Here is a 7,643-nt window from a genome sequence, read left to right as displayed (position 1 = left end):
GTCCCACTCGTCCATGTGCGCCTCCCAAATAGCGCGCACACAGATTCAGCCTTCGCTCAAATCGTAAAGACCCTTTTTTCCGTTAACCTGAGTTCGGAGCCCTGCCGATGTCAACGGGAGATTGCCGAAGCGCCTCACAGCGCCTAAGGGGGGCGGCTTGTGCATCCTTGTACTGGAACAAGATGAAGCCTGCCTCCACGCAACGCCACTATGGCATGGATTGGCTGCGCATTGGCGCTTTCGTGCTGCTGATCTTCTATCATGTTGGCTACAACTTCACCCCGTGGGGCTATCAGACGCCGACGCGCGGCGTCGTCGAATGGGCAGAGATTCCGCTGTCGGGCCTCAGCCCGTGGCGGCTTTCGCTGCTCTTCGCGATCTCCGGCTATGCCAGCGCGGCACTGCTGGCGAAAGACGGCAGCACCGGCGCGTTCTTCCGCAGCCGTCTTGCCCGACTTGGCATTCCGCTGGTCTTCGGCCTGCTGGTTGTGGTGCCGCCGCAGCCCTACATGGGGCTCGTCAATTCCGGCTATGAGCATGGCTATCTCTATTATCTGCTCAATGACGCCTTCAGCTTCCGGACGGTCCGCTACGAGTACGTGCCCCGGCTGATGCATATGTGGTTCGTGGTCTACCTGCTGGCCTACACCATGCTCTATTGTGCCGTGCAGGCCGCGCTGCCGCAGGCCTGGCGTGAGCGAATCCGCGGTGCCGCCGAGCGTGCGCTGGCGGGGCCGTGGCTGCTGCCGATCGGCATCGGGTTCGTTTTCCTGGTGCGGGAATACCTGGCCTATGGCTGGACCGACATGCACAGCCTGCTGGTCGACCGCGCGGCGCACCTGCATTACGGGGCCATGTTCCTGTTCGGAATGCTGCTGCGCCATTCCGAAGCGCTGCGTCAGGCGATTGCCCGACAATGGAAAACGGCGCTCGTGCTGGCGCTTGCAGGCTTCGCCTGGGTCGCGCGCGACGCGCTGATCTATCCCGGAAACATCCGAACGCCGGCGGAGTGGCATGCGCCGCTCTATTTCGCCAAGTCCGTTGAAAGCTGGTGCATGGTGATCGCGCTGTTCGGCATCGCCGACCGCTTCTGGAACCGCGACGCCCCCTGGCGCGCGACGCTGGCCGAGGCGGTCTTCCCGGTTTACATCGCGCACCAGACGATCATGGTGATCGTCAGCTACTGGCTGCGCGACAAGGGGCTTACCGCGCTGCCGGAATTCCTGCTGCTGTGCGGCTCGGTCGCTGTCGGTTCCTGGCTGTTCTACCTGATCGGCCGCGAGATCGGACCCCTGCGTCCGCTGATTGGCCTCAAGCGTCAGCGTGTGCCCAAGCGCGGCCCGGCAACGCAGCCGGCGCTCGCATCGACCTGACGAAGAAGGATGGAACCGGCCCCGCGGGAGGAGAGCCCGCAGGGCCGGAACCTGCCGGAGGTCAGTCCCTCGCGAGCAGCAGGGCCGCCGCCATCGGACCGCCGCCGGAAGTCGCTACCGCAACCTTGGGATCGCCGGGGATCTGCCGCTCGCCACCTTTGCCGCGAAGCTGCGTCACTGCCTCGTGCGCGAAGCCGAAGCCGTGAAGGCGCCCGGCGCCAAGCTGTCCGCCAAAGGTGTTGAGAGGGAGTTCGCCATCGCTCGCGATCCGTGTGCCGCCCTCGATGAAGCGGCCCCCTTCGCCTTTCTCGCAGAAACCCAGGCCTTCGAGCCAGGTGATCGGCAGGAAAGCGAAACCGTCGTAGAACTGGACGGTGTCGACGTCCTTCGCGGTGTAGTCGGTGCGCGTCCACAGATCGTGCCCGGTCTCATAGGCGGCCGGCCACTCGACCTGATCCCACGAATAGCGGTCGACCGAACCGGACATGGCGGCAATGCGCACCGGCTCGACCTTTACTTCGTCGAGCGCGTCCCCGGCGGAAACGATAACGACGGTCGAGGCGTCGGTGAAGCGGTCACAGTCGTAGAGGCAGAAGGGCGTCGAGATCATCCGCGAGGACATGTATTTATCGAGCGTCAGTTCTTCCCTGGTGATCGCGCGGGCACGCGGGTTTTTCATCGCGTTCCTCGAAGCGTTGAGTGCGATCTGCGCAAGCTGCTCGCGGGTCATGCCGTACTTGTGCATGTGCCGCATGGCGTATTGCGCGGTCCAGCAGGCGGCGGAGATCGCCCAGAACGGGCTGGTCCACTGCGAGGGGCCAGAGACGGTGTCCGGCCGGGACATCGGGTATTCCCTGGGGTTCGCCATGGCGCCGGCTTCGTAGACGGTGCGGAAGCAGATGACGTGGCGGCACAGCCCTTCCTTCACCGCCTGCGCGGCATTGCCGACGGCGGAGAGCTGGGCAGGCTGCTCCATGGCGCCGTTGTGCCACTTCGACCTGATTCCCAGCGCTTCGATCACCTCGTCCGAACCCACAGGAGAAAAGCCGAGGAAACTTGGCACCTTGCCAGGGTAAGTGCAGACGCCGTCGATCTGGTCGAGGGTCAGCCCCGCATCGGCGAGCGCCTCATTGACCGCATCGATCGTGAGCAACAGCGGATGGCGCGGCAGGCGCACGCCGACTTCCGACTGGCCGACGCCGGTGATGTAGGCTTCGTTGCGTGCCATGGCTCAGCCCACCTTCTCGAACAGGGGATAGAAAATGCCGTCCTGCTCTTCGAAGACGACCTGCACCTTGTCGTCGAAGTCGACGTCCTCGACCGGGCAGTTGACGATGTTGGTGGTGAGGTAGACCCCCGGCGCGCCGTCTAGGCGCACGCGGGCGATCACGAAGGGCACTTCGAGGCCCGGCGCCCAGGGCTGGTGGTTGATCGTGTAGGTATCGATCTCGCCGGTCCCCGCGACGGCGTGAGGCGCTACGTTCTCCGACTGGCAATGCCGGCACAGCGGCAGCGGCGGATGCGTGAACTCGCCGCAATCGGCGCACTTGCAGAGGTTGAGCTTGCCTTCGGCGCCGCCCGTCCAGAACGGAGTGTTGACGGAATCGAGGCGCGGCCGGGGCCGGTGGGGTGGGTTCATGATCGCATCTCCCAAGTCTTGCGCGATCAGTCCGACGCAAGGGGCAAGGGGTCAATACCGATGGCAGACGAAAGCGCCACTCATCGCGCCCACGTTCGTCGCCATCGCCTGCCCGCTCAACGTATCGCGGGCATGATCTCCTCGGCGATCCACTGGGTGTAATCGTAATAGGCGTCGATGCCGGGAAGATTCGGGATCGGCACCGAGCTCCAGGTCACGCCGAGATCGGCGAGCGCGCCGAGCCGATCGATGATCTCGTTTTTGGTCTGGCCGGGCCGGGCGGTGGGATCGTCGATCACCTTGTGCCCTTCGCCGACCCGTGCGGTCGACATGCCGTAGTAGACGTCGGCGAGCGCGCCATTGTAGTCGGGCTGCGACCTGATGAAGTCGATGCGCGCCGGGATGTCCTCCGGTTTGGTCAGGAATGGCCACCAGCCCTGCCCATGGCGGGCGATGCGCTTGAGGACCGGATCGGCATCTCCGCCGAACCAGACGGGTATATGCGGCTTCTGCACGGGCCTGGGTTCGAAGGCGACATCCCTGAACGAGACGTACTTGCCTTCGAATTCCGGGTTTTGCTGGGTCCAGAGCGCGATGATCGCCTGGACATATTCTTCCGCCATCGCCCCGCGCTCATGGAAGGGAACGCCGAGCAGGGCGAATTCCTCCTCCAGCCAGCCGACCGCGAACGTGATCGTGACCCGCCCGCTCGAAAGCCAGTCCATCGTCGAGAGCGCCTTGGCGGTCACGATCGGATTCTGCGCGGGCAGGATGGCGATGCAGGAATTGACCCGGATCTTCTCGGTCGCGCCCGCGATATAGGCCATCGCCGTGTAGGCGTTGAAATAGAACGGGCCGGAAAGCGCGACGTGCTTGTTCGGGATGATGTGATGCTCGGGCACCGCGATCATCTCGAAACCGAGCTTTTCCGCCCATTTGGCAAGCTTCGTCTGGTCCGCGCCGGTGACGGCCATCTCCCAGTCCTGCATGGTTGCCTTGAGTTGGAGCAGGTGCGGCATTGCAAAGCCGAGCTTCATTGTATCCTCCCGGTTTCTCCCCCGGCATGGAGAGGGGATTTCTGGCCCCGGTCAATCACCTTTGCCGGGGCGGGGGCCATGCGGCCGCCATTCTTGTGCAGTCAATCGGATTCGGCCTTCCACAGAGCGTTGTCGGTCGGCAGGTAGAGCTTGATAAAGGGAAGAATCGCGGCACCGATCACGGAAGCCGATCCGGAAAGTTCAGCCCGCCGCACCGGGGCGTGGGCGGGAAGGTCGGGGTAAGCCTTTTCGATAGCCTGCTCGGTCGCGGCGGCCAGGCGGTCGACGATCGATGCTGGTAGCCGGCTGCCGATCAGGACCACGGACGGATTGACGATACAGTTGATGGTGGTGAGCGCGGGCACCAGCGCCTCGACCGCCTCATCGATCCAGGCATTGACCGATGCCTCGCATCCTTCGTCTGTATCGCTGGAGAAAACCGTGGCCAGATCCTTCTCCGCGCGCGCCAGATGCCGAGCAAGGCTCGATAGCGAGACATGGTCCTGCAGCAGCACGTCGTTGCCCAGCGGGATCAGTCCGATCTCACCGCTGCGCCCGGTCGCGCCCCGCACTATCTGGCCATTGATGATCAGCGCGCCGCCAACCCCGGCGCTGATGAGCAGGTAGAGGATGCTCGAGTACTCCGGCCCCGAACCGAACTGCTGCTCGCCAAGCGCGGCGGCCCGGGCATCGTTCTCGACCAGAATGGGAACGTCGAAGGGTGTCGCAAAGAGTTTCTCGACGGCCACTTCGCGCCATTGCGTGTAAGTGCTCGGCGCCCCCGGAATGTAGATACTGCCCAGATCGTCCGGCATGGCGACGCCGATGCCGCACAGCCGCGCCGGATCCACCCCGCTCTCCGCCAGCATTTGCTGCGCGTTGGTCCGCCAGAGATGCTCGACGTCGGCAGGAAGCGAGAAGGCGTCCTCCCAGTTCCTCCGGGCGATCACTTCGCCCATGAAGTTGACCAGCACGAAACTGATGCGGTCGCGGTCGATGTTCACGCCGAACGAATACCGGGCGGCCGGATTGATCTCGATGACTTTGCCCGGTTGCCCGCGCCCTTTGCGCAGGCGGCCGGTCTCAACCACCAGCTCTTCTTCGATAAGGCGCTTGATGATGTTGGCGATCGCGGGCGCGGTCAGGCCCGTGATATGCGAAAGCGCGACGCGGGTGATCGAGCCATGGACGCGGATGGCGTGCAGGGTAGTGCGCTGGTTGTGTTCGGCGGCCCGTTCGAGATTGGTTCCCGACAACCGTACTCCCGTCTTGATCAAGCGCACTTCTCCCTTGACGCCCGCCCATCTTCCAAGGTTAAAAAAAGTAATTGTGTTAATGATGGCGCAGAATGCGATGGCAGCCATAATCGCGGAGAGGGGGATTACCAACGGGATTCGCGCGATCAAGTGCGCATTTCTGTGCATTGTCCTGCTTACGCCGCTATGGGCGCGCGATGCCGTCCCGGGCGCTGCCGCCGGCCTGCCGGTAGGTACCTGCATCAATCTGGGCAGGCGGGAAAAACCTCGGGGAGCCGGATTTCGCACGCATTCGCCACGCGGCTCGGATTACCGCACTTGGGAATGCCGCCTCTGGAGGGGCTGTATCGCCGTAATGGAAACAGGCGCGCGGAGGGGCGCCGGATTGAGAAGCGGCTCCTCCCGCGCCCGCCTGTACCAATGCGCCGTCTACGTGTCCGCTCTGCCTGTGCCCAGACCGTCAGCGACCAGGATCGTGTCGTCGCTTCTTCGGCGCCTACTGCGCTCCTTGATCGCGTCGAAATCATCCTCGTATTTCTTCCGCATCGTGCCGCACAACCTGTCCCAGATCGTCGTGTAACCGCCGAAATTTCCGGTAAAATAGCGGTGGTGCTGGTCATGGAAGGTTGCGGTAATGAACCACTTCGTTGCCCACGTCTTGTTCCACCAGCGCGGCAGGAACTCGTATCCTGAGTGAACGTAAAGGCCCATCAGGATGTTCGTCGGCAAGATCAAGGCCATCGTTGCATCGTGGACCGTGAAAACCGCGACGAACAAGGGCACGAATCCGCCATTGATGAGCGATTCGAGCGGATTTACCGACAGGGTGGTCAGCAGGTTCGGTGAGGTGGACTTGTGATGCAGCTTGTGGACCCAGCTATAGACCGGCTCCTTGTGCATCCAGCGGTGAAGCCAGTAGAAGTAGGTGTCGAAAAGAACGAAGTAGGCGCCGAATTCAAGGGCGATGATCCACCAGGCTGCGGGTCCATCGTGAAAGGTGATCCAGCCATTGGCGATGAGCCAGGACTTGGACGCACCCAGGATCTTGCCGGAGATCAGGAGTGTGATGACCGCCACAATCGCTTCGTTGCGGAAGATCTTCCATTTGAACCCCCGAGGCTGAATCTTCCTCGCCTTGAAAAAGCCGCTGATGATGCCGGCCAGAAGGCCTGTCGCCAAAAAGGCCCAGAGCCAGAGTTGCAGGGCGTGCTCGCCGCTCGATAAGATGTTTGGCATGGTCAGTTCAGAACCATGGCAAAGGCCGCGATATGGGCGATGATGGTGAGCGTCCCGGCAAAAGCGACGGGACGGAGCTGCGAGCACTTCATTCTTGAGTCTCCATTGGGCGTCCAGATGCCCCTGCGCGGTTGGCCGGCAACAGCTTTTACGTTACGCTTTCGGATGTGACGCCAACTTACGTTAAATGCTGCAGTTTTACGACTGGCGCTTCGTGAACGGGAGAGAATCCGTGGGCTGGCTCCGCCGTGTGCTTATCGAGCTCTGGGCTATGATCGCTCTATCAGCGGTTGTCGGGTTCCTCGGGCCTTTCGGAACCTATTCTGACGGCGATTTTCCGTCCCGCAGTTGGCATTGGTGGATGCAACTGATGGGAGCATACGTCCTGGTGCGCCCCTCGATCCTGCTGTGGGAGGCGATCGCCGAGGTCACGGCGCTTCCGGCCAGGGCGCTGGTGTTCTGGGGCGTGTTCTTGTCCGCTTTTCCTCTTGCGCTGTTGTGGGCCTGGAGCGCGGATGCCCTTTTTCACGGCCTGAATGGTTTTGCCGGGATCTGGCCCTTTGCGATGCTGTGTGCCCTTGGTGTTCTGGGAGTGACGGTTTGGGCGCGCCGGGCAGACGAACATCTGCGCAACGATGTGTCGCCGGGAAAGCGGCCCGGTTCGGCAAGGCCACAACCGGTGGCTGAACAAGCCTTTCGTGATCTTGAGCCGCCATCCGACCAGATCGAAAACCCAAAGGCGGATGATGCAAAAGCGCAAGAGCCACGGCTGGCTCGCCGGCTACCCGTGGACTTTCAAGGCCCGATCCTGGCACTGCAAAGCGAGGACCATTACGTTCGCGTGCATGGCAAAGCCGAAAGCGAGCTGCTCTTCATGAGGCTGAGAGATGCCATCGATGAAATGGATCACGTGTCGGGAGAGCAGGTACACAGAAGCTGGTGGGTGGCCGAAGAAGGGATTGCCTCGGTCGAATTCAAAGGCGCGAAGCGCACTGTAATACCAATGTGCAATGATCATGACCCATGGGCCCATTGGCGCAGACCGAGGGACATGATGCGCCATGGCTGATCGACGAGCTTGTTCCAAGCGTAGCAGCAGTGG

At 62.5% G+C, this 7,643-nt stretch carries 6 protein-coding genes and 1 pseudogene; 2 read left to right on the top strand and 5 right to left on the bottom strand.

Annotated elements, in window-relative coordinates; translation table 11 throughout:
* Nucleotides 1-182 precede the first annotated feature (182 nt).
* Nucleotides 183-1,373 carry an acyltransferase family protein gene (locus IEX32_RS19860; RefSeq protein ID WP_188773271.1) on the top strand — a complete coding sequence of 397 codons (1,191 nt, stop codon included), beginning with the start codon at nucleotides 183-185 and terminating at the stop codon, nucleotides 1,371-1,373.
* A gap of 61 nt (nucleotides 1,374-1,434) precedes the next feature.
* On the opposite strand, the gene IEX32_RS19855 is transcribed toward IEX32_RS19860, so the two are convergent.
* The 5 genes from IEX32_RS19855 to IEX32_RS19835 form a co-directional block, all read right to left on the bottom strand.
* Nucleotides 1,435-2,601 carry a thiolase family protein gene (locus IEX32_RS19855; RefSeq protein WP_188773270.1) on the bottom strand — a complete coding sequence of 389 codons (1,167 nt, stop codon included), beginning with the start codon at nucleotides 2,599-2,601 and terminating at the stop codon, nucleotides 1,435-1,437.
* A gap of 3 nt (nucleotides 2,602-2,604) precedes the next feature.
* Nucleotides 2,605-3,012, bottom strand: coding sequence for a Zn-ribbon domain-containing OB-fold protein (locus tag IEX32_RS19850; RefSeq protein ID WP_188773269.1), 408 nt, complete (start codon nucleotides 3,010-3,012; stop codon nucleotides 2,605-2,607).
* A gap of 116 nt (nucleotides 3,013-3,128) precedes the next feature.
* A complete protein-coding gene (locus IEX32_RS19845; protein WP_188773268.1) occupies nucleotides 3,129-4,049 on the bottom strand; it encodes a TIGR03619 family F420-dependent LLM class oxidoreductase in 921 nt (306 codons plus the stop codon).
* A gap of 101 nt (nucleotides 4,050-4,150) precedes the next feature.
* A complete protein-coding gene (locus tag IEX32_RS19840; RefSeq protein WP_229736522.1) occupies nucleotides 4,151-5,326 on the bottom strand; it encodes an ROK family transcriptional regulator in 1,176 nt (391 codons plus the stop codon).
* A 408-nt stretch (nucleotides 5,327-5,734) separates the two neighbouring features.
* Nucleotides 5,735-6,541, bottom strand: coding sequence for a sterol desaturase family protein (locus tag IEX32_RS19835; protein WP_188773266.1), 807 nt, complete (start codon nucleotides 6,539-6,541; stop codon nucleotides 5,735-5,737).
* A gap of 187 nt (nucleotides 6,542-6,728) precedes the next feature.
* Here IEX32_RS19835 and IEX32_RS21030 point away from each other — a divergent pair.
* Nucleotides 6,729-7,541: pseudogene (locus tag IEX32_RS21030) on the top strand (LytTR family DNA-binding domain-containing protein); the annotation flags it as partial.
* Nucleotides 7,542-7,643 lie beyond the last annotated feature (102 nt).

The organism is Novosphingobium endophyticum, assembly GCF_014640675.1.
GTDB lineage: Bacteria > Pseudomonadota > Alphaproteobacteria > Sphingomonadales > Sphingomonadaceae > Novosphingobium > Novosphingobium endophyticum.
The sequence above is the reverse complement of the archived record's forward strand: the minus strand, read 5'-3'. Positions and strand labels throughout refer to the sequence as shown.

Excerpts from the sequence above, each read along its gene's own strand:
- IEX32_RS19860 (WP_188773271.1), top strand. The coding sequence starts at position 183 with ATGAAGCCTGCCTCCACGCAACGCCACTATGGCATGGATTGGCTGCGC.
- IEX32_RS19845 (WP_188773268.1), bottom strand. The coding sequence starts at position 4,049 with ATGAAGCTCGGCTTTGCAATGCCGCACCTGCTCCAACTCAAGGCAACC.
- IEX32_RS19850 (WP_188773269.1), bottom strand. The coding sequence starts at position 3,012 with ATGAACCCACCCCACCGGCCCCGGCCGCGCCTCGATTCCGTCAACACT.
- IEX32_RS19855 (WP_188773270.1), bottom strand. The coding sequence starts at position 2,601 with ATGGCACGCAACGAAGCCTACATCACCGGCGTCGGCCAGTCGGAAGTC.
- IEX32_RS19835 (WP_188773266.1), bottom strand. The coding sequence starts at position 6,541 with ATGCCAAACATCTTATCGAGCGGCGAGCACGCCCTGCAACTCTGGCTC.